This window comes from Apibacter raozihei, assembly GCF_004014855.1.
GTDB lineage: Bacteria > Bacteroidota > Bacteroidia > Flavobacteriales > Weeksellaceae > Apibacter > Apibacter raozihei.
The window spans coordinates 1,512,780-1,533,634 of sequence record NZ_CP034930.1 but is presented as its reverse complement, the minus strand read 5'-3'; the positions used below and the strand labels follow the sequence as shown (position 1 = coordinate 1,533,634).

Annotated in this window: 20 protein-coding genes; 2 read left to right on the top strand and 18 right to left on the bottom strand. The window is 33.8% G+C overall.

The window, feature by feature from the left end; all coding sequences use genetic code 11:
- Positions 1-4: 4 nt before the first annotated feature.
- The 10 genes from EOV51_RS06925 to EOV51_RS06880 all read right to left on the bottom strand — a co-directional run bounded on the left by EOV51_RS06925 (position 5) and on the right by EOV51_RS06880 (position 10,198).
- Positions 5-538, bottom strand: coding sequence for a hypothetical protein (locus EOV51_RS06925; protein ID WP_128151234.1), 534 nt, complete (start codon positions 536-538; stop codon positions 5-7).
- Positions 539-651: 113 nt separating this feature from the next.
- Positions 652-1,398, bottom strand: a complete 747-nt coding sequence (locus EOV51_RS06920; RefSeq protein ID WP_128151232.1) for a PDDEXK-like family protein — start codon at positions 1,396-1,398, stop codon at positions 652-654.
- A 125-nt stretch (positions 1,399-1,523) separates the two neighbouring features.
- A complete protein-coding gene (locus EOV51_RS06915; protein ID WP_128151230.1) occupies positions 1,524-2,141 on the bottom strand; it encodes a hypothetical protein in 618 nt (205 codons plus the stop codon).
- Positions 2,116-2,445, bottom strand: coding sequence for a hypothetical protein (locus EOV51_RS06910; RefSeq protein ID WP_128151228.1), 330 nt, complete (start codon positions 2,443-2,445; stop codon positions 2,116-2,118). The genes EOV51_RS06915 and EOV51_RS06910 overlap by 26 nt, the downstream gene beginning before the upstream one ends.
- Positions 2,446-2,505: 60 nt before the next feature.
- A complete protein-coding gene (locus tag EOV51_RS06905; protein ID WP_128151226.1) occupies positions 2,506-3,165 on the bottom strand; it encodes a hypothetical protein in 660 nt (219 codons plus the stop codon).
- Positions 3,166-3,170: 5 nt separating this feature from the next.
- Positions 3,171-3,791 (bottom strand): hypothetical protein, encoded by a 621-nt coding sequence (locus EOV51_RS06900; protein ID WP_128151224.1) that lies wholly within the window; start codon positions 3,789-3,791, stop codon positions 3,171-3,173.
- 140 nt (positions 3,792-3,931) lie between these two features.
- Positions 3,932-4,579: a hypothetical protein gene (locus tag EOV51_RS06895; RefSeq protein WP_228427756.1), complete on the bottom strand. Its 648-nt coding sequence runs from the start codon at positions 4,577-4,579 to the stop codon at positions 3,932-3,934.
- On the bottom strand, positions 4,557-6,071 hold the full coding sequence (locus tag EOV51_RS06890; RefSeq protein WP_128151220.1) for a hypothetical protein: 1,515 nt from the start codon (positions 6,069-6,071) through the stop codon (positions 4,557-4,559). The genes EOV51_RS06895 and EOV51_RS06890 overlap by 23 nt, the downstream gene beginning before the upstream one ends.
- Before the next feature lie 304 nt (positions 6,072-6,375).
- Positions 6,376-6,741 carry a hypothetical protein gene (locus tag EOV51_RS06885; protein ID WP_128151218.1) on the bottom strand — a complete coding sequence of 122 codons (366 nt, stop codon included), beginning with the start codon at positions 6,739-6,741 and terminating at the stop codon, positions 6,376-6,378.
- Positions 6,742-6,922: 181 nt separating this feature from the next.
- Complete coding sequence (locus EOV51_RS06880) at positions 6,923-10,198, bottom strand: DEAD/DEAH box helicase (RefSeq protein WP_128151216.1); 3,276 nt, start codon at positions 10,196-10,198, stop codon at positions 6,923-6,925.
- A gap of 360 nt (positions 10,199-10,558) precedes the next feature.
- On the opposite strand from EOV51_RS06880, the gene EOV51_RS14645 reads away from it, so the two are divergent.
- Together EOV51_RS14645 and EOV51_RS06875 are read left to right on the top strand one after the other, a co-directional pair.
- Positions 10,559-10,705 (top strand): hypothetical protein, encoded by a 147-nt coding sequence (locus tag EOV51_RS14645; protein ID WP_164875257.1) that lies wholly within the window; start codon positions 10,559-10,561, stop codon positions 10,703-10,705.
- Positions 10,706-11,167, top strand: coding sequence for a hypothetical protein (locus tag EOV51_RS06875; protein WP_128151214.1), 462 nt, complete (start codon positions 10,706-10,708; stop codon positions 11,165-11,167). It begins immediately after the preceding gene.
- A 147-nt stretch (positions 11,168-11,314) separates the two neighbouring features.
- Here the strand turns inward: EOV51_RS06875 and mnmE are convergent, their stop codons facing one another.
- From mnmE to cysK, 8 genes are all read right to left on the bottom strand, one after another.
- Positions 11,315-12,685 carry a tRNA uridine-5-carboxymethylaminomethyl(34) synthesis GTPase MnmE gene (gene mnmE / locus EOV51_RS06870; protein WP_128151212.1) on the bottom strand — a complete coding sequence of 457 codons (1,371 nt, stop codon included), beginning with the start codon at positions 12,683-12,685 and terminating at the stop codon, positions 11,315-11,317.
- Between the two features lie 43 nt (positions 12,686-12,728).
- Positions 12,729-13,520 carry a hypothetical protein gene (locus tag EOV51_RS06865; protein WP_128151210.1) on the bottom strand — a complete coding sequence of 264 codons (792 nt, stop codon included), beginning with the start codon at positions 13,518-13,520 and terminating at the stop codon, positions 12,729-12,731.
- Positions 13,513-14,106: a peptide deformylase gene (def, locus tag EOV51_RS06860; protein WP_128151208.1), complete on the bottom strand. Its 594-nt coding sequence runs from the start codon at positions 14,104-14,106 to the stop codon at positions 13,513-13,515. Before def ends, EOV51_RS06865 begins: the two co-directional genes overlap by 8 nt.
- 94 nt (positions 14,107-14,200) lie before the next feature.
- A complete protein-coding gene (locus EOV51_RS06855; protein ID WP_128153311.1) occupies positions 14,201-15,655 on the bottom strand; it encodes a TSUP family transporter in 1,455 nt (484 codons plus the stop codon).
- Positions 15,656-15,731: 76 nt separating this feature from the next.
- Positions 15,732-17,378, bottom strand: coding sequence for an NADPH-dependent assimilatory sulfite reductase hemoprotein subunit (locus EOV51_RS06850; protein WP_128151206.1), 1,647 nt, complete (start codon positions 17,376-17,378; stop codon positions 15,732-15,734).
- A 22-nt stretch (positions 17,379-17,400) separates the two neighbouring features.
- Positions 17,401-19,077 (bottom strand): diflavin oxidoreductase, encoded by a 1,677-nt coding sequence (locus tag EOV51_RS06845; protein ID WP_128151204.1) that lies wholly within the window; start codon positions 19,075-19,077, stop codon positions 17,401-17,403.
- Positions 19,067-19,918, bottom strand: a complete 852-nt coding sequence (gene cobA / locus EOV51_RS06840) for a uroporphyrinogen-III C-methyltransferase (protein ID WP_228427752.1) — start codon at positions 19,916-19,918, stop codon at positions 19,067-19,069. Before cobA ends, EOV51_RS06845 begins: the two co-directional genes overlap by 11 nt.
- Positions 19,905-20,816 carry a cysteine synthase A gene (gene cysK, locus EOV51_RS06835; RefSeq protein WP_128151202.1) on the bottom strand — a complete coding sequence of 304 codons (912 nt, stop codon included), beginning with the start codon at positions 20,814-20,816 and terminating at the stop codon, positions 19,905-19,907. The genes cobA and cysK overlap by 14 nt, the downstream gene beginning before the upstream one ends.
- Positions 20,817-20,855 lie beyond the last annotated feature (39 nt).

Genomic DNA, 20,855 nt, shown 5'->3' with positions numbered 1-20,855 from the left:
ATGTTTAAACTTTTGGTAACCTCTTCCCTTTTTGCATCGCTTTTAATACGTTGTTTTTGATGCTCAATATGGCTGGACTTTGATGCCCTTCTATCATCTCAAGCGTTGTTTTAAGCTCATTGGTTAATTCCGGAAAAGGAAAGCACAATTCATAGGCTATCTTTATACACAACGATTTTACTCCGGGAAGTTCTTCGACAGAACTCATTCTTTCCAAACAGAAATCAAGAAAATCTACCCTAATCTCTTTGACGAAGGGTTGTTTGTAAAGTAAATTCAGTATAAGCCTTCGCTTACCTTTATGTTTACAAGTCAACACCTCGTCTATTAATTCATTTTGTTTAGGGTATAACCATGGATTCTCTTGAGAGGTTAAATGGGTAAAAACCCAGGCGGCATAATACCCTACCGTTTCATCTGCCCCTCTAACCAGGGTATATAATTCTTCTTTTCGCCCCTCATTATCACGAATCAGACAAAGTATTTCTTTGACATCCTCCATTCCGATGCGAGCAGAAAGTTTAGTAATAAAGTTCATTTTCAGGCTTATTTTTTATCGGCTTGACATAATATATTATTCTCTTCAGTTAGTCAATAATTATATGAGAAAGAAGATTGTATTTTACATCTTTAAAAATTGTTGCCATGGTTTCAGTAGTTTTCTATTCTTAATTCAAAATCTTTTGAAAGTTTTATGATGGTATTCTTTAATAAGTGCTTGTGTACAGTCAATACTTTATCTAAATCTCTCGCTACTGCACTACTGTCTAAATTATTGGTCACTCTGCCTCCAGAATAATTAATCCTAAATGAATATGATTGTCGACTTCCAGCTTCACTAAAAAGAATTGGATTTAATTGTAAAGAATTTATAGGTTTTGAACTTAATAAAGCATTGATAATATGATCTAAATAGAATTGCCAGATAGATAAATATTTTCCTGTAGTAATAAAATTTATTTTCTCATCACCTTTCTTCATTATTAAATCAATCTTGGACCAATTATTTTTGAAATTCAAATTATTTTTAATTCGGTTGTAATTAAGATAAGTTCTCTTTTCACCTTGTTTCGGACTATTTATAAATTGTTCAAGAATTTCAGTAGCTGTTAGAACAAAAAACTCAGGCTTTTTATCAATTTGATCTGCATGCAAATTTACTAACACATACAGAATATTTGATTTTACTTTTGTCTTATCCAAATTCCAGCAGATAGATTTTGTACGTTGGATACCTTTAACTTGTATAGCAATTGTAAAGTCATTCTTTTCTAATAAAAGATCGATACTTTTTGTATTCCCAAAAGTTATAGAAACATTGTAACCTAATCGAGAAAGTTCACCTGCTACATAATATTCACATGCGATTCCTCTTTGCTGCTTTTCTAATATTGCCATATTATTATTTTACATATTTTTAGTTTATGTTCATTTTTAATTTAAAATCTTATTTATTACAGAACAATCTTTATAAAAAAATATTCCCTAATTTATAATTGAAGAAGCTTTTATTAGCTTTTCTTCTATATTTCATTTACCACTTTTACAGATTTAATTTCTCCTTCTTTAGTAAAGCGCACTTCATAAAGCATATATTTCCGTTCTATTTCTTCATTATTTTTTATGCGAGTATATAAAACAGGAATTATCTCATAAGGTACTCCATCGGGTAAATTCGAAAGGTATAAGTAGAGATTTATCCAATTATCTAATGGTCTATACACTCTTATAAATGTGTAAGTATCCATGTAACCACCAGAAGTATATTCCCGAAAATATCTATATGCTATTTCTCTCTGCTCATTATCTCTTATATATTTTTCATAATTTCCTTCTTCTAATATATAATAATTATTGGAAAACTTTTTTTTCAAGTTAGGTATAGATATAGTATCCACATTCTCCTTCAATGTGAGTAAGGGCATAAAGTGGTTAGGGTCGATATCTAAGTCAACAGTTTGTATACTGATTAATTGTAATCTATTTTCATCTTTCACTTCTTTTGATAATAAAAGCGACTTATAAATTTCTGCTTTCGTTGAATCTATTAATTTTCTGTTTAAACATTTGTTATAACAATTTTGCCCTTGTAAAATTAAACTGAATAATAACAGACTAAATAAAATCGTATATATTCTCATTATATTTGTATTTTATTAAAATAGCATAATTTGTTTGCGCTATTTTTAAAACATTTTCTAAATTTATTAAAGCTTTACCTTCCGTATTTGGGCATTTAGAGGCTGGTTCAGGTGCTCCTGGCCATCTGTAAGAATCTTCAATATTTTCATTACACTTTTCATGAAAACCAAATGTAGTTACAAAGACTTGTTCTTTTGTACTTGTCTCTATAATATTAGATTGTTTTCTCTCAGCAATTCCTATCTCAGCCCGTATAATATTACCTAATAATTTTTCTATTTCTATAGCTTTAACGCTATCCAAAGGAGGAAGATCAAAATAATTTAATATAACATGTCCTAAAAATTTATTCCAAGTTTTTAGTTATTCTAATTGCACAACTTTAACGGATTTTACTTTAGTGCTTCCTTTATACAATTCTATCTTATACAAAAGATATTTAGGTTTATCTATAAAAGATTCATAAATAACCGGAATTATCACACTTGCTTTATTTAATAAAATGTTTGCTTCGTAAACTTTAGCCCAACTATCTAAGGGTGCTTGTATTTTTATTATATCATAGCTATTTTCACATATATCTTCGTATAAAAATTTTTCGACATACAACGTATCTTGACTTTTTTCTCTTTCTATGTTATTTAGGTAACGTAAATATTCCTGACTTTCAATTGAATTAGCTAAATCATCATTTATAGAATAAATTGAATAAGATTCAGGCATTTTTTTTCGTAAATTTTTAACAGAAGTAGTATCTTCAACTTCTTTAGTTTTATAAAATCCATAATTTTGAACATAAGAAGTATGTAATGCCCTAGGTTTAATCGTGACTATATGACATTTCCTGTCATTTTTTATTTCTTTAGAAAAAAGAATAGACTCATAAATATTTAATTTAACTGTATCTATTTTAGGATAACATAAATTTCCATAATAAATATTAGTACAATCAGTTTGTCCACATATAAATATTAATTGAAAAAATAACAGACTAAGAAAAAGTAAACCCTTTACGTTGTACATCGTATTTAATTTATCATATTTACAGATTCAATCTTTCCCTCTTTTGAGAAAGTTACTTTATATAGCAAATATTTTTTTTCTATTTCTTCATAACCTTTCATTTTAACATAGAATACTGGAATTATTTCATAAGGCGCTCCATTTTCTAAATAAGATAACCATAAATATAAATTTGCCCAGCTATCTAGAGGTTTAAATATTCTTATATAAGTATAGTCAGGATTATGTTTTAGAGCAGTTGCTTTAAATCTGTTGTATGCCAATTCCGTTTGTCGCCTTTGTTCATTGTACTTCTCCAAACAAGGCTCATCATAAATATGATAAACATTAGCAGGGAATTTTTGCTTAATTTTTTTTACAGAAAGAGTATCTAACTTTTCTGTTATATTATTTATAAAGAAATAAGTTCCCGTAAAAAAATCTATATCCAAATCGTTAGACTGAATATCTACTAAAAATAAGGTGTTTTCATTCTTTAACTCCTTAGCCTGAAGTAAATGTGTATAAATATTTATCTTAGTTGAATCTATTGATGCTCTATACAAACAAGGTTTATAACAATCCTGTCCATAAACTACTGATACATTTAACAACAAAAAACTAAATAAAATCAAATATTTTTTCATTATATTTATAATTGAGAGTTATGATATAAAAACTTTGAAAATTTTTCATTTCAATACCCAAATTGAATAAAATACAAGTATCTATATATACTTATTTTTACTAGTTTTTTGTTGATTTATTTCTTAATTTCAAATTTTGTTTATTCCAGCTTTACAGATTTTATATCTGTACCATTTTCATACAATTCTACTTTATATAAAAAATATTTTTCCTTAATATTGAAGCGTTCAACGTGTTCATATTTTACAGGAATTACTATTTTAATAACATTACTATTAAAATAAAGATCAGCCCATTTATCAAAGGGTTCATAAATTTTTATAATGTCAAATTCATCATTACAATGATAATAATAAAATCCTTTATCACTAGTGAATAATTTCCGTTCTCTGTTTTCTAAAAGTTTATTATGAGCATAAATGGAGTCCGAATCAATATAATAATCTATTAAATCACTTCCCTTATTAATATATTCGAATTCATTATCTTTCTGATATACCCAATAATTGGGAGGCAAAACATTCCTTATTATATTTAATGTAAGAGAATCCTTTTTTTTATATGGTTCTAAATATTCATATTTTTTCTTAACCCCCAATGAAAGAGATGGAATTACTATCATTTTACATTGAGTATCATTCTCTAATTCTTTGGATAGAATTATATTCTGAAATATTTTGGATTTGATAGTAGTAAAATCTACTAAGTCATTATTTTTCAAAGAATCTGATTGCCCCTGCAAAAGAATACTAAAAAAGAATAAATTAACTAAAATTAAAGGTTTCATTAGCTCCATCAAATTCAATTTTAATAACATAATTTACTTTTTCTAAAATAATATAATCTTTTTCCTTTATAATAGCTTCTCCTTCAAGTGTAGGATATTTGGGAGGAGGACCAAAGAAAGCAAAATCTGAATTTCTATCTACTCCTTCATAGTCAGCATCAGGGTGAGGAATTCTATTGTTCCCATTCATATATCCAAATCTAATATTACTTGCATCATCATCCTTGCTATTCATTTTATAACCTCTTGTATAATTTAACCTATCAGGCAAATCTAATTCTCTTCTTATCACATTTCCTAATTCCCCTTCAACTGGATTAGGACCTAAAGTATTTTTTTGCACTGAATTCCATTCATATGGATCATCTGTTAACTTCATTATGACGTGACCAATAAACTCATGTTCTAAAACTCTTGGAAGCCCTGAATATCTATTAGTAAATTCAGGTGGTTTCAATTTAAATACCTGATAACGCTCTTTTTCAATATTTAAATTATAAGAAACTCCTTTATCTACTAAATAATCGTTAAAATCACCTAAATCAATACATGCAATATTTCCTATCATATCCCAGATTTTATTTCCTATAGAACCATCTTTATATTGATAATTCTTTATAACTTTCCTATACCCTGGAACTGTTCCTTTATCTATATTTTTTTGTTTAATGTGAAAATCTTTTAATAAATTTTCATTTTTATCATAAGTATTTCCATCTTTATCTTTACTTTCAGAATAAGCTTCATACCCAAAATTATATCCGAACAATAGTTTACCTTTAGATATAGTTTCCGGGTTCAGTTCCCTTTTCCAATGTTCTATAGCAGTAGGAGACACCTTTTCATACGCCGGGTCACAGTCACCTTCATGATATAGCATTTCATTTTCTTTATCATAGGCAATCTTTATACCGTACTCTTCATTAAAAGCTTTATGCAGCTTGGGGGGTATTTCATAGATCTGCTGTCCCTGCTCATCATAAAACCGGGTATGGATTCCTCCTGCCTTAGCTTTCAGCACAGCTTCGGCTTTGCCTTCTTCTTCGGGAGTACTAATATATGCATAAATCGTGATTTTACCCGAACTTTCGTTTCCGGATATATCTACTGTCACTTCCTGCTTACCTTTAACGCCTGTTACCTGTTGGATAGTTCCTTCATCACATTGTAATGCCCAGCAAACCTGCCGGGGTTCGGACGGCATTTTTATTTCACGGGTAAACCGGACAATCCGGAACTTATAGGATTTCCCTTTTTCTACGACTGAAACCTGTTCTCCCTGTTCATCCAGGGGGCCTTCTATTTGAGCCACCTGTAAAGGTAAAGGCGGCCGATAATCATTCAGGTATTGTACACCTCCATTTCTGCCTATCATATTGACCTGCCTGGCATTAAAAGTAAGATCTCCTTCTGTAGCTGTAAGGGTTATAGATTCTTTAGCTCTCTTTACACTTTTGCCTCCTATAATCCGGACTATTTTTCCTCCCTTCATCGATTTACAAAATACAATAATACACATTTATTTATCGCAAATATAATAAATTAAATTATGAATATTAATTTAAATCATAAATTTTAAATATAAATTATCTCATTATGTTTTATTGTTTAAACATTTTATACAAATACTCATTAAAAATATCGCTGGGTATTCTTTTTTAAAATTGATGGTTTAAAGAACATCCAATACCTATGAGAAAAACGATACAACGATTCAATTCATTAGTTTTTCAGATTGATATACGTTTACCCTAAAAATAAGATTACAGGAATATACTGACGGATACAGCCCCTAACTACCAGCGCATCCAATGAATAAACTGATCAAATTTTTCAATTCCCTGTTCTCCCGGATAGGTTCTTGAAAAACGAGTGAGTGAAAAGGGAGCAAAATAATAAACAAAAGACCATAGATCTTCCTTAGGATAATAACGTATATGCAAGGCTTTTTTTTGCGGGCCTATAGGATGGTTTACACTGAGTATTAGCGTATTTATTGAGGTAATTCCAACTATGCGGTCTTTAAGTTCTGAAGCCTGAATTTCTAATATAAGCTCAAACATTCGAAGATACTCGTCTCCAAAGGAATCAAGAAAAAATTGGCCAATATCCTCCCAATGGACAGGCTTAATATTGTCGTATTTATAGTTATGACGATTCATATCTCTTAAATTCGATAGGTATAATTAGTAAAGTTTACAATTTTTTCAATCCTACTTCATCATCTAAGAAATTATTTTCCGATACAGAAATCAACTCTACACATAAACAGTAGATTATTTTGAAAATAGTAGCACATTTCGTAAAAAAATTTATTATTTTAATAATTTATTATAATTAAATTTACAAATTAGATATAACCTTTAAATCAATATTTCCTTCTTTTTTTAAATGATTTGCTGTAACACCCAATTGATATAATATCGGTTGAGAAACATCTCTTTTTGAAATACTTGGTTGTACTATATAAATATCGAATTTCACTGGTTTTATTTTTGATATACTATAAAATTTCTCTAAATCTTCAATTGTACCTTTCCTCAAACGCGTTTCTCCTTTTTTATTTTTTTTATTTTCTCTTTTTAATAATCTATCAAAAAATTCTTCATTTCTCTCTTTATGCCTCCATATTAATGATTTCTGAGTTTGACCACACACTTCATATAAATTTTTTATTTCATTTGAAACCTTTCCTTTCAAAGCATATTTAAGATGATATAAATTAATTCTAATAATATCATTTTCATTTTTAATTGCTATTATATCTGCTATCTCCCCACTATTATCATCATTAAATATAATATCATAATCTTCTAAAATAAATTTCTCAATACAAAAGTATTGTATTGAATCCTGTTTTAATGTCGCAAAACCTTCTGATTCATCTTTTATAGATACACCACTCCAATCCCAATCAATTAATTCTTCTTTTGGGAAATTAACAATCTCTTCTCTGAAAACTACATAATCATTCCCATATAAATATGCTCCATTATTGAACCATATAATTGGAGGATACTCAGTAAAAAATTCTTCTAATTCAATTGTTTTAGATCCTATTATAACTTGAGTGCTAATTGTTTTATCAATCTTTTCTACTTCAAATAAATATTCATCCTCTGTCCCTATCTCTCTTTTTGATAATTTTATTTCAAAAGGAATTGTTTTACCCTCTATACTGAATATAAACTCTAATTTATCTGAATTTTCATCAATAACCATATTCAACTCTGTATTAGATAAATCATATTGGCTACTACCATCAATATCAAAATACAAACTATTTTCTATCCTGTAAACGTCTGGATTCCAATCTGCAGTAATTGCAACTGCATCAGGTTTCTCTGAAATTTTTTTTGGCTTTATTGTATTTTTTAATAAAATTTCATCCCCATCTATATCTTTATTGGATATTTTTCCTCCAACTTTATTACACCAATGTATAAAATTATTTATTGTCCCTCTGGAATGTGACCATATCCTACCTTTTCTTGATACTCCAATAGAAGAAACCTCTCCATTTTCAAACCCATAACCAGATAAATTATTATTTATTCCTGCTTTTTCTTCTGATAATGATAACCCTTCTTGAACTCCTCGTCCATAATATGATTGAAATGTGATATTCTTTCCAAGTCCTTTTCTCAATCCTAAATTAGAAATTTTTAAACGATCAATTTGGTAAAGTGATTTAAAAACATTTTTATCTCTTATCAATAGAGCATCATCAATAATACTATCTGCCAAGCTTTCATGCAAACTTCCTTTATCTGAAGAATGAATAAATAATAAATTGTTTTTCGAATCCCAATAAACAATATAAATATCCCAATCAACAGCATAAACATCTTTAGATTTACTCCAATCAACAGGTTTTTTGCTTCCTAAAAGAGCTATTATAATCTTCTTTTTACGATTTATATCATTAAATTTATAATCATAATTTTCATATCCTCTGATTCCCTCTTTAAAATTACCTGGATTCCAAGAATCAGTATTATTTTTATATATAACAGTACTAAAAGCGGGCCTGATTTCTGACAGAGGTATAATAAACTCTTCTAAGTTATCAAACCCTTCCAAAATTTCTTTTAAATCAATCTGTTCCTGTGTAGCTTGTAAACTCAAATTAGGTAAAATAGTATTCCAGTTAGATTCCCTAGTATATAAAACGCTTATGATATCATCAATTTTTGGTTGATACATATTTGCAATAAAACTAGCATTTCCTAAATTATTATCTTTATTAGTTCGAGTAAATCTACCTGCAAACTGTAAGGTAATAGGCAAACTCTTTCTCACATCATGAAATGCAGCAATTTTTAATTCTGGTAAATCAAATCCTTCTCCCAACATATCTACACAAACAATAATCCGATATTTTTTATCAATAATGTTTTGTTTAACTTGATTTAGATTTTCAACATCAGAGTGAATTACTACAGGTGATAGATCTGAATATTGTTCATAATATTTTTTAAAAACGTTATCTGCTCTCTGATGATTATCACATCTTACCATTAATATATGATCGTATCCTTTATTTAAATCTTCTCTCAATCTTGCAATGGCTACTTCTGAAATTTTTTTATCAGCTTCTTCCGGTTCATACTCTCTAACAGGAATGAAGTCAATTTGTTTAAAATATCCCTGTTCTTGAGCCTCTTTTAATGTAAAATTATAAACAATTTTCCCATCTAGCATTTGTCCATCATTCCTATATGGTGTAGCTGTAAACTGTACTACTTTTCTTTTTTCGAATGAACCAATAAAATTATTCCAATTATTTGCTTTTGAATGATGAGCTTCATCAACAAACAAATGTGTAAACATCCCAGAAATTAACTCTATTTCTTCACTACTTCTACTAGATAATAAATTCATTGTTGAAATTACAACATTACATTTACTCAAAAAATGTGTTAGTTCCTCAATAGTTTTAAATCCAGAATTTATAATACCTACAATTGGGTACATTGCTTCGTTATCTAAAATACTAAAATTATTTTTATCTTTTTTCTTTAACCAACCAAAATCGATAAATTTATTTGCTAATTGACTCCTTAATGCATCTGAAGGAACTGCAACTAAAAGTTTTTCACATTTATTTGCTACTAAAACAGATAACATTGTTTCAGTCTTTCCAGTTCCTGTAGGCAAAACAACATTAGCAATATCAGTAGCATTTGTTAAATGACCTAAAACAGAATATATTGCTCCAATTTGTGGTGTTCTTAACCCTAAAATACCATTACTAATATCTTCCTGCTTGAAATTAAATTTCCCTTCCCATGTTCTTATAACATCTTGTGATGTATACTCTCTATTTAAAGGGTGTTTTATCCACTTTATAACTTGAATTGTAGAATTATCAATATCTCTTTGAGTAAAACTTTTTACCAATAGAATATACTCATAATCTTGTGAATTATAATTTTTATCAGTTGTAAAAAAATATTCAATATTATTTTTATCTTTTAGAACTAATTTATTTCTATTCCTTAAAACAAAAATAAAATCTTTAGTTATTTCTTCTGAGATTAAATGACTAATTAAATTTTTTTTCGAAAGACCATCAAATTTAAATTCTTTGATAAGAGAAGGTAAGGTAATATTCATAAAAACAGGTTTTATACAAATGTACAAAAACTATTTATCTCATAACTATATTCATCTCTATATCAACGAAAATGTCATACAAATTAAACAAAAATCTAAACTCAACCAGCCTCCAAAAACTGTAGAGAAGAAGTTACCATATATCCTATTATTTTATCTCCATTTTTATTATGATAAATTACTTTTACCATATCTTCTGGTATTTCATTCCAATCTATAATAACATCAACTCTTTCTCCTTCTGTAAGTTTATAAATTTGGTATTTTTTAAATTATTCATTATTAAATAATTTAGAATACAGCTTTTACTTAATGTCTTTTATAATGAAAAAACTACTTTAGTAAAATATTTTCTAAAATATGAATGTGCCAAAATCTAAACCATTTGAAATATTAAAATCACTTCCTACGTACGGTCCTATGTATATTCCTATTTCCCAAAATGGAAAACCTTTTTACTATGAAGGCTTGCCTGTTCGTTTTTATAAATCAGACGGAAGCAGTTAGGTGGCCAATTTTGAAACAGGAATAACCGATTTTAATACTATTTTTGAACTAGAAACACCTTATATTTTAGTTATTTCAAGTGGCAAATGTTTTATAATAAATCCAGATAAAACACAACCTATTGAAATTTTTGGAGGAGACTATATTAATTACCTTACATCTAACGACGGAAGAATTATTCTATATAATGATACTCGCTTAACTGTTATAGATTCTAAAGGAAATCACTGGGATTCTGAAAAAATTTCATTTTACGGTTTAGTAGAAATGAAAATATCAGAGAATAATATAATTACTGGTCTTTTTTATGAACCTACGCCTACTGATGATTTATGGATTCCTTTTGAATATAATATTGACACAAAGAGTTTCCTATATGATAAAAGTATTATAAGACCTTGTTATAAAAAATTTAATGATTCTTTCGTAGAAAATAAAAAACCGTGGTGGAAATTTTGGTAATATTTTTCTTAAAACTTTATTTTTAACTAAATATAATTACCTGTTATTATCAAAAGTCTTTTACAAATTAATACCAACAAAAATTGATTCCAAGCCTCTTATTGCAAATCACTTCAACTACAATAATTTAGGCTTTAAAATTGTAAATTATTTTCCGATACAAAACTTACCAAAAATATTTCCGAGCAATTCATCGTTGGAAACCTGTCCCACAATTTCACCTAAGGCTTCCAATGCCCGGCGCAGATCAATAGCTACCAGCTCACTACTCAGTCCGTTTTGCAAGCCTTCTTTACACAAGACCAAAGATTCTTTCGCACGAACCAACGCGTTTAAATGTCGTGCATTATTTACTATGGTTTGTGAGGTTGTTTTTTGCTGTTCTATATAGGCATACATTTTTTCCTTAAGCTCGGTGAGATCCGGATTGGTTTTCACCGATAAGATAAGTACCGGGTAAGTTTGCAGTATCTCTTCCGGTATTGCTGAATTATCAAAATGGGATATTTTATCCTGCTTGGTCAGGCAGATCATCAAATACAAATTATCTCTGTGAAATTTATTTAAATCTGTACGAACTTCCTCCCAATCCAAAGATTCCATATCAGCCAGATATAAAATAATGGAAGCTTCTTTGGCTTTTTCCATTGCTTTGGCTACTCCAATCGCTTCAATCGTGTCTTCCGTTTCCCTGAGTCCGGCCGTATCAATAAAACGGAACTGAACCCCGTGAATAATTAAGGATTCTTCAATCGTATCCCGGGTAGTTCCGGCAATATCACTGACAATGGCACGATCTTCCTGTAACAGAGCATTCAATAGCGTTGATTTTCCGGCATTCGGTTTTCCTAATATGGTTACAGGCACTCCGTTTTTGAGAGCATTTCCATAGGAAAAAGAATCAATAAGCGGCTGAACGGTAGTAAGAATCTGATCCATCAGCCCGATAAGCTGGGAACGGTCGGCAAATTCCACATCTTCTTCCGAAAAATCAAGTTCCAGCTCCAGCAAAGAAGCCAAATCCAGCAATTCTATCCGCAGTTCCTTTAAAAGCGAAGAAAAACCACCCCGCATCTGGGAAAGAGCCATATCGTGGCTGGCTTTATTTTCAGCAGCAATCAGATCCGCCACTGCCTCCGCCTGGCTTAAATCGATTCGTCCATGAAGAAAAGCCCGCTGGGTAAATTCACCCGCCTGTGCCAGACGACAGCCTTGGGTTAATAAAAGAGAAAGTATTTTTTGTTCTATATAATGAGAACCATGACAGGTTATTTCCACCAGATTTTCCGCAGTAAAGGTTTTCGGGGCACAAAATACGGAAACCATTACCTCATCTATAATTTCTTCTCCGTCCCTGATATATCCGTATACGACAGTATGGGAAGAAGCCTGTTCCAGGTTTTTTCCTTTAAACACAGAATTAACTATAGATATAGATTCGTTTCCCGAAACCCTTATAATTCCTAAGGCTCCGATACCCTGCGGAGTCGCTAATGCACAAATTGTATCCTGAAACATTTTAATTTCTTAATATTTGACAAAGATAGATCTAAGATCTTTTTTACTCTCGTTTTTTTATTATTAGTTTGTAATATTTCTCCTTACCTTCTTCATAGCCTACTTCATAAACTTTTTCAGAAAAATAAAAAACATGATCATTTTCCCAAAAATATCGATGAATATTACACACATTCGAAGTTTCACTAAATATATTTCCCATTTTATGTAGCCTTTCTCCTTGATTAGCTCTCTGAATTATATAGGTTGAACATTCCTGACCTCCATAAATCCCACTGATTCTATATAAACGTTGAGGAGAAAGCATCTGAGTTGCCGGATTCCCAGCTTCATAAATAGACTCTCCGGTAGTTAAATCATAACCTTCATCACTGGAATGACCTCCCTCCATTAGTAAAAAATTATATTCCGGATAATAGGCCAGCAAAAGTCCTTCTTCCGTGTAGGGAAGGAATACCTTTTCTTTACCATTTAAAGCCTTAAAACTATGAACTAAAATAGTTTCATACTCATTTTTTTCCAGTTCAATTTCTCCTTTTACCAGAGTACGTATACTATCAATATCTGTCACGTAAAAAGGAGCAGGTTCATGAGTTTTAAATTTATCATATAGCCGATTAAATAATACGGAATCCTTGATTTTATAAAGAGTAAAAGAATATAGACTATCAGGAGAATATAAGCAGTCTATTTTACTGAAATGATTCATCTCTGAATTTTGTATTGCTTCAGGTACGTTCAGCGGATTTGTTGAGTTATTACTTTCCTTAGATGTAAAGGTGCAGGATGCATAAAGCCAACAGAACGTAATAAAGAAAAGAAAATGTTTATTCATCACATTTTCGATCTATATAAAGTTTCCCGTTAATATGGTCAAACTCATGCTGAAATATAATTCCGGTATAATCCTCGGCACGGCTACCGCCATTAAAACGATTTCTAACCTTTTCTCCATTCTGGTTTATATATTCCACTTCCACCCAGGCATACCTTCGGGAGTTTCCGTATTCATCCGGAACGGATAAACATCCATCGTTCCGAAAGCAAAACAATTCCTCTGAATGAGAAACAATTCTGGGATTAATTGCCACCTCCACACTTTTTTCCGGAAGATCTAAACGATAAAATAAAAAAATATTCCTGTTAATTCCGATTTGAGGCGCTGCAATACCTACCCCGTTTTCAGCCAGCATAGTCAGGTATAGCTTTTTTACCAGCTGAGGCAGGTCTTTATTCTTTCGGCTGTTTTTTATATCTACCGATCGATGCCTTAAAATAAGGGCATCGGAAGGATTTTTCAGCGTAATGAGGCGCGCCGGAGATTCCGGATTTTGATAAATCAAGGTCTTTTCAGACTCCGTAAATACCGATGCACAGCCTGTAAAAAGAAATAATATTAAAAGAGGTAACCAAAGTTTCATCAGAACAAAAATACTAAATTCTGACGGCTTATTATAAAAAATACCCCTGAGTCTGTACAACTTCAGGGGCATTCCATAAAATATAAGCAAAAAATTATAGTAAACTGTAAAGAATTCGGAGACTGGAAATAATAACCAGTATAGCCACAGCAAGCACAGCTGCCCGCTGAGGTAATTTACCTGCCAGACGGGCCGCAATAGGAGCCGCAATCGTTCCGCCGATAATAAGTCCGGCCACTATGTACCAGTGGGTTACTCCTAAGTATATAAAAAATGTAATCGAAGCCGACAGTGTAATAAAAAATTCTGCCATACTTACCGTTCCCACCACATATCTGGATTTTCTACCCTTAGATAAAAGAGTGGATGTAACAATAGGCCCCCAGCCCCCTCCTCCGAAAGCATCAAAAAAACCTCCGGCAAAACCCAGAACTCCGGTATGCTTGATTTTCTTTTTTTCAATTTTCTTACGAAAAGCAATAACAATCAACCGTATACCTATAATCATCGTATACGTGGCCAGTACGGCATAGGCAATGGTCTCATACTTGTCGCCTACATAAATAAGGAGCAAAGAGCCTATAATAGCACCAATACTTCCGGGTATAGCCAGCCAGAAAAGGAGTTTTTTGTTTACATTGCCGAATTTGTAGTGTGAAAATCCACTGATTCCGCTGGAAAACATTTCGGCAATATGCACACTCCCGCTGATGGCCGGAAGTTTTATTCCGAAAAGCATCATACTGGTCGTAGAGGTCACTCCATAGCCCAGCCCTATGGCACCGTCCACCATTTGTGCGAGGAAGCCCACTCCTATCATGGCATAAAAAATGGTAGGCACATCACTCATATACGTTTGCAGTTCCTGAACTGAAATTAAGGAAGACAAACCATACCCTATAAAGACAGCCATGAATATCATGGAAATATCAAAAGCCAGGCGCTTATATTTTTTCCCTTCCTTTTTATTCAGCTCTTTTTTGCCTAACATTTCCGTAACTTCATTTAGAGCTTCGAGCTTGGTTTTAAGGTCTCCCTGATGTTGGTTTCTGAACCGATTCAGGTTTTCAATGCTTTCATGAATATTTTCCGGAATAGATGCTTCCAGATATTCGCGAAGCCTTCTGGCCAGAACCGGAGATTTCCCGTTTGTGGAAATAGCGATTTTCAGATGCCCTTTATTCACAATGGAACCTAAATAAAAATCGCACAGGTCGGGCTGATCTGCCGCATTTACCAATATGCCTTTCTGGTTAGCTTTTTCTTTGATTTGTCTGTTAAAATCGGAATCGTCAGTAGCTGCAATCAGAAAATCAATCTCTGAAAAATCCGCATCTTCCAGCGTTCGTTCTTCCCATTCGATATGAGGGTGTTCCTTCAGAACTACTTTCAGCTCACGGCTGATTTCTTTGGCTATAAGGCGGATAGCTACCTTAGGGTTTTGCCGCAAAAGTGTTTCGGTCTTTTCCAGCCCTATGTTGCCTCCTCCCACGATAAGAAACCGGTGAGTATCTGTTTTAAGAAATATAGGAAATAAAGTATTGTCCATGGTTTGATTTATTTTGAATTCCTCCGCTATTTCAGAGGATGGAAAGTAATTCGTGTATTGGGCTTTATCAAATCCCTCAGGCAGAAAAGCTGATTCTGTGGGTAAAGTCTCCGAATGTTTCATTGGGTAATTGTTCTTGAGTATATTGGGTAAAAAGTGTATCTAATTCCGAAAGAATTTCCGACTCATCCAGCTGTTTTTTGTACAGCTGATTCAGGCGCGTTCCCAGACGGTCTCCGCCCAGCATCAGATTATACTGTCCCGGACCGGTTCCTACAAACCCGATTTCTGCTACATAGGGTCGACCGCAGCCATTAGGACATCCGGTCATCCGGATACTTATTTCTTCTTTATCCAACCCATGCTTTTCCAGCAATGGCTCAATTTTAGTCACCAGTTCCGGCAGATAACGCTGTCCTTCTGCCAATGCAAGCGGACACGTAGGTAAAGCCACACAAGCCATGGAACTTTTACGCAGGGTACTATCTTTTTCCTCTATTCCGTATTTAGTAATCAGCTGTACCACCTTTTCTTTATCCTCTTCCGATATGAAACCCAGAATGAGATTCTGGTTACAGGTAAAACGGAAATCAGAAATATCAAGCAGTGAAAGCTCATGCAAAAATTCTTTTTGATAAGGTTTTACTACCCCGTGCTCTACAAAAAGAGTATAAAACCACAAATTCTGATGATTTTTCAGCCAGCCGTATCGATCGTTTCTTTCGGTAAATTCATAGTCCTCTGGAGGTAACAGAGAAAACCCCGTTCTTTTTTCCAGCTCAGCAACAAAGTTTTCAACGCCCATTCGATCCAGCGTATATTTCAGCCTGGACAATTTCCGATCGCTCCGGTTTCCGAAGTCTCTCTGGATGGTTATTACCTCATATAAAGCTTTCAGGATCTTCTCTTCCGTATCTGCAAAACCTATCAGGGTTCCCAATCTGGGGTATGTATCCGGATTTCCATGGGTGGCACCCATTCCTCCGCCTATAGCAATATTAAATCCCCTGAATTTCCCCTCTTTAATTATGGCAATTAACCCTAAATCGTTGGCAAAGACATCCACATCATTGGAAGGAGGAATGGCTATGGCTATTTTAAATTTACGGGGCAGATAACGATGCTGATATAAAGGATCTGCTTCTGCCGAACGTTCGTATATTTTTTCTCCGTCTATCCATACTTCATAATACGATTGCGTTTTAGGAAGGAGCAGACGGGAGATTTTATCTGCATAGGCATGTATTTCTTCAAATAGAGGGGATACCTGGGGATGCGCACTGCTGATTACGTTCCGGTTTACATCGCCGCAAGCAGCTATGGAATCCAGCTTAGCCAGAAGAAATCCCTGGATGGTCGGACGCAACTGATGTTTCAACAATCCGTGAAGCTGAATGGTTTGACGTGTGGTAATTTTCAGCGTTCCTGTACCGTATTTTTGGGAAATTTCATGAATGGACTGCCATTGTCCGGAGGAAATTACTCCTCCCGGAATTCGAAGACGAAGCATAAATGAATACAGCCTTTCCAGCTTTTTTTCGGCTCGTTCATTTCTCCGGTCTCTGTCATCCTGAACATACATTCCGTGAAATTTAATCAGGGCCTCATCATCCGGGCGAATAGTGCCTGTATAGTTATCCGTGAGACTTGCACTCAGGCTGCCTCTCAGCCCGTCACTTTTCTCTTTAATTATTTCTATAGGTGATAATTTTTCGTTATTCATTGCATTTTTAAGGTTGGGTTATTTAATAAACGTCTTTCTGGAAACGACCTTCAAGCTCTAAAGCTTCTAAAATCGAATGAGCTTCTTCCCTGCTCATCTTACCTTCTTCCGCGATGATAGCGGCCAGCGTATTTTCTACTTCTATGCTCATCGGATGTTTTTGTCCGCAGATATACAAATAGGCTCCTCCTGAGATCCAGTCGTACAATTCACGAGATTTTTCTTTTAATCGATCCTGCACATATATCTTTTCATCCTGATCCCGGGAAAATGCGGTGTCCAGACGGGTAAGTACCCCATTAGACAACCATTCCTGTATTTCTGTCTGAAAATAAAAGTCTGAAACAAAGTGCTGCTCTCCGAAAAACAGCCAGTTGCGTCCTTCTGCCCCGGTAGCATCGCGATGGGCAAGAAAACTTCGGAACGGAGCAATTCCTGTTCCGGGACCAATCATAATAATATCCTTATCTTCTGCCGGAAGTTTAAAGTTCCGGTTTTTATGAATATAAAAGGGAAGTATCTCATCTTTTGGATAATCGGCCAGGTATTGCGAGCACCATCCGGTTCTGGGTAGATTATCCACTGTAAAAGTATCTAGAGTAACCGCCAGATGGACTTCTCCGTCATGTGCTTCTGAAGAGGAAGTTACGGAATAAAGCCGGGGAGAAATAGCATAAAGATGATCAAGGATTTCATCGAATGAAAGATTTCCTTCAGGAGAATACTTTTTTAATACATCCAAAAGATCCAGTTTTTCTTCTTCTATTTCCAACCCTTTAAAGGCTGGAATTCTAGTCAGACTTTTCCGGGTCAGCCCCCTGATATTTTTTTCCAGTAATTCTTCAAAACGTTCCTCTGCCTGAAGCAAACGTGCGATTTCTTTTACTTCAGATAAATTATTTGCAGGATAAATTCCTACGGCATCCCCCGGTTCATAGGCTACTTCTTCCTGTGGAACTATTTCTATATGATAGGTTTCTTTGTTTGAACCTTTATCATTCAGCACTATCTTATGTTTCAAAGTTCCCAGGTAATTTTTTTTAATTGAAGATTCCCCTCCTTTCGTCAATTTATTTTCCGGAGCCGGAATTTTTCCGGAACTCTTTAGTAAAGGAAGCAGTTCCGCAAACCAGGCTTCAGCCACCGGCACATAATCTACATCTGCTTTTTGCAGTTCTTTCGCAGGCTGTGCTCCCAAACGGGCAAGCAACAATTCTATTTCCTCAGCCGCCTTACAAAAGAGCGGATAGGAAGAATCTCCCAGCCCAAAAACGGCAAAGCGGGTTTGGGACAGAATAACAGTGGAGTTTGCCAGCATATCGAAAAATTTGAGGGCATTCTGCGGAGGTTCACCTTCGCCCTGTGTGCTCATAATTATAAGCAGAAATTCTTCCTTTTCAATTTTATCTACCGGATATTGAAAGGTATCATAGACTTTGGACTGAATTTTATTTTTTTTCAGCAAACTTTGTAACTGCAAAGCCAGCTTTTTAGAATTCCCTGTCTCTGTACCGTATATAATGGTTGGTTTTACCGGCGGAGCTTCTTTTATATCTTCTTTAAATTCCGGATCTGAAGCTGGCTGATTTTGAAAATTCTCAATAATTCCTGCCAGATACCCGCTGGTCCAGATCAGCTCTTCTCTGGAATATTTCTGAACCAGTCCTTTAAGTTCTATAAGTTTTTCGTTAGCTAGCATACTGCAGGTTAATTAAATGGTTATCAAAATAAGATTTTGTGTTTTGAGTTTCTGCATACCAGGCATATTGCTGGTGAAGATTCACAACGTTGCCTATCATAATCAGCGTAGGAACGTATTCAAAATCGGGCAGGTTTTGCTGTTTCAGTTCCCCGAATGAAAAAACCTTCGTTTTCTGATTCGGAGTGGTAGCCTGCTGGATTACCGCCAGTCCTTTGGTCGATTCTATTTTAAATTCTATGAGCAAATCGGCCAGCTGATTTAACTTTTTACCGCTCATGTAAAAAACCAGCGTATCTTCGGTAGAAGCCCAATCTTCCCATTGTGTGCCCGATACGGAACCTAAGTCAAAAAGTGTTAAAAAACGTACCCCTCTGGAATGTTCTCTGGCTGTCAAAGGAATTCCGGTGTATGCAGCTGCTCCGAAAGCTGCCGAAATTCCGGGAATTATTTCATACTGAATCTGATGGTTCTTTAGGGTTTCCAGTTCATCCAGTATATTGGAAAATAAAGAGGCATCTCCTCCTTTTAACCGTAAAACCAGCTTATTCTGCATTGCAAATTCCACCATCAGTGCATTAATATCTTCCTGAGGCGTATGAATTCCACGGGAACATTGCTTGCCCACATAAATAACAACGGCATCTTTACGCGCATAATTCACAATAATTTCCGGGGACACCAGCCGGTCGGTTAAAATAACGTCGGCTATTTGTACATATTTCAGTGCCTTCACACTGATCAAGTCCGGATCTCCTGGACCTGCACCGGCTAAAACAACTTTTCCTTTAGTTACAGATATCATAGGTTTTCTTCGGTTTTTACTATTAAAACAATCCATCTACAGAAAGATATCTTTCTCCGGTATCATAATTAAAGGTCACAATAGTGGCTTCGTCCGGTAATTGTGATATTTTTTTAGCAACAGCCGCCAGGGAGGCTCCGGTGGAAATTCCTACTAAAATTCCTTCTTTACGGGCAATGTCACGGGCATAGCTAAAAGCTTCGTCTTTTCCTACCTGTATTACTTCGTCAATTAAATCTTTCTGCACAATTTCCGGTATAAACCCGGCTCCTAAACCCTGTAACGGGTGTGGTCCCGGCTGACCTCCGCTTAAAACCGGTGATAATTCAGGTTCTACGGCAATAATCTTCACATTGGGAAACTTATTTTTCAATACTTTAGCCACTCCGGTGATATGTCCTCCGGTACCTACTCCGGTAATCAGGTAATCTACTCCTTCCGGAAAATCGTTGATTATTTCCTGAGCAGTCGTTTTTTCGTGTACTTCTACGTTTGCCTGATTATTGAATTGTTGCGGAGACCATGCATTCGGAATTTCTTTTACTAATTCCGCTGCTTTTTCAATAGCTCCTTTCATTCCTTTTTCACGGGGTGTCAATTCGAATTCCGCACCGTAGATTTCCATAAGTTTTCTTCTCTCTATACTCATAGATTCAGGCATAACCAAAATCACCCGATAGCCTTTTACTGCTCCTACCAATGCCAGACCGATTCCTGTATTTCCCGAAGTTGGTTCCACAATAACACTGTCAGGCTTTAAGAGTCCTTTATTTTCAGCATCTTCTATCATTGCCAGTGCAATACGATCTTTTATACTGTTTCCGGGGTTATTTCTTTCGAGTTTAATCCAGACGTTTTTTGATTTTCCGAATAAATTTTCAAGTTTTACAACCGGTGTTTTTCCTATGGTTTCTAATATGTTTTTTGCTTTCATTTTATGTTTTTTATAAATTGGTTTTTTATTTCTACTTTT